Genomic DNA, 1,541 nt, shown 5'->3' on the forward strand with positions numbered 1-1,541 from the left:
CGCTCACTGGTGCACCATCCTCTTGTCGGTAGCCGTGAGGCTGCTGATGCACCCGAGGTGCCGCCGGGTCACCGCCCCGCTCGCTCGACGCGTGGACGTCCAGCATGAGTTCTGCGGGATCCGGCGGTGGCCCGGGGCGTGGAGACCGTCGACAGGGCTGAGCGCCACCGCCGACAGCGGTGAGCGCCGAACAGTGAGCGGACTGGCAGGCACGTCCCGGTACCGAGATGAGGGTGCCTCCCCACTGGGTCTAGCAGCGGAGAGGCTGACATGGAGTCTGCCATTACGAGCCTGCCGGCGGTAGCACCGGGCGGTGTGACCGCCGGTGTCGACTGGGCCAACGACGACCACGCGGTCGCGGTCGTCGACAGCACCGGACGGGCGATCAAGCGGTTCACCGTCCCGCACACCAGCGCGGGCCTGCGAGATCTGGTCCGCAAGCTCCGGGCCGCGGGAGTGGCCGAGGTGGCGATCGAGCGCAGTGACGGCAAGGTCGTCGAGGCGCTGCTGGACGCCGGGCTCACGGTGGTGGTGATCAGCCCGAACCAGCTGAAGAACCTGCGCTCGCGCTACGGCTCGGCGGGCAACAAGGACGACCGGTTCGACGCGTTCGTGCTGGCCGACACTCTGCGCACCGACCGGGCCCGGCTGCGCCGGCTGCTGCCCGACAGCCCCGCCACCCTCACGCTGCGCCAGACCTGCCGGGCCCGCCGGGACCTGGTCGCCCACCGGGTCGCGCTGGCCAACCAGCTGCGCGCCCACCTGCAGACCGCCTTCCCCGCCGCGGTCGGCCTGTTCCGCGACATCGACAGCCCGATCAGCCTGGCGTTCCTGACCCGGTTCGACTGCCAGGACCGCGCCGACTGGCTCTCGCCCCGCCGCCTGGCCGCCTGGCTGCGCAGCGTCGGCTACTGCGGCCGCACCGACCCGGCCGTCCTGCACGCGCGACTGACCGACGCGCCCCGCGGCGCGACCGGCGACGACGGCGCCGCCAAGACCCACATCACCCGGGCGATGCTGGCGGTGCTGACCAGCCTGGTCGAGCAGATCGCCGCCCTGGAGCACCAGATCGCCGAGCAACTCGCCCTGCACACCGACGCCCATATCTTCACCTCCCTGCCCCGCTCGGGCACGGTCCGGGCCGCCCGGCTGCTGGCCGAGATCGGCGACTGCCGCGCCCGCTTCCCCACCCCCGAAGCGCTGGCCTGCCTGGCCGGCGTCGCCCCCTCCACCCGGCAGTCCGGCAAGGTCAAACACGTCGCCTTCCGCTGGGCGGTCGACAAACAGCTCCGCGACGCGGTCTGCGACTTCGCCGGCGACAGCCGCCGCGCCAACCCCTGGGCCGCCGACCTCTACAACCGCGCACGAGCCCGCGGCCACGACCACCCCCACGCCGTCCGCATCCTCGCCCGCGCCTGGCTGTTCGTGATCTGGCACTGCTGGCAGGACCGCGTCCCCTACGACCCCGCCCAACACCGAGCCCTCCAGACCCTCCTCAAACAAGATCAACCCACTGCTGCTTGACACAGGGCTACTCATGC

At 72.4% G+C, this 1,541-nt stretch carries 1 protein-coding gene; it reads left to right on the plus strand.

The window, feature by feature from the left end; translation table 11 throughout:
• Nucleotides 1-315: 315 nt before the first annotated feature.
• Nucleotides 316-1,524, plus strand: a complete 1,209-nt coding sequence (locus F8568_RS46410) for an IS110 family RNA-guided transposase (RefSeq protein WP_328601333.1) — start codon at nucleotides 316-318, stop codon at nucleotides 1,522-1,524.
• The last annotated feature ends 17 nt before the right edge of the window (nucleotides 1,525-1,541 follow it).

The sequence above is a fragment of the Actinomadura physcomitrii genome (genome assembly GCF_008923205.2).
GTDB classification, from domain to species: domain Bacteria; phylum Actinomycetota; class Actinomycetes; order Streptosporangiales; family Streptosporangiaceae; genus Spirillospora; species Spirillospora physcomitrii.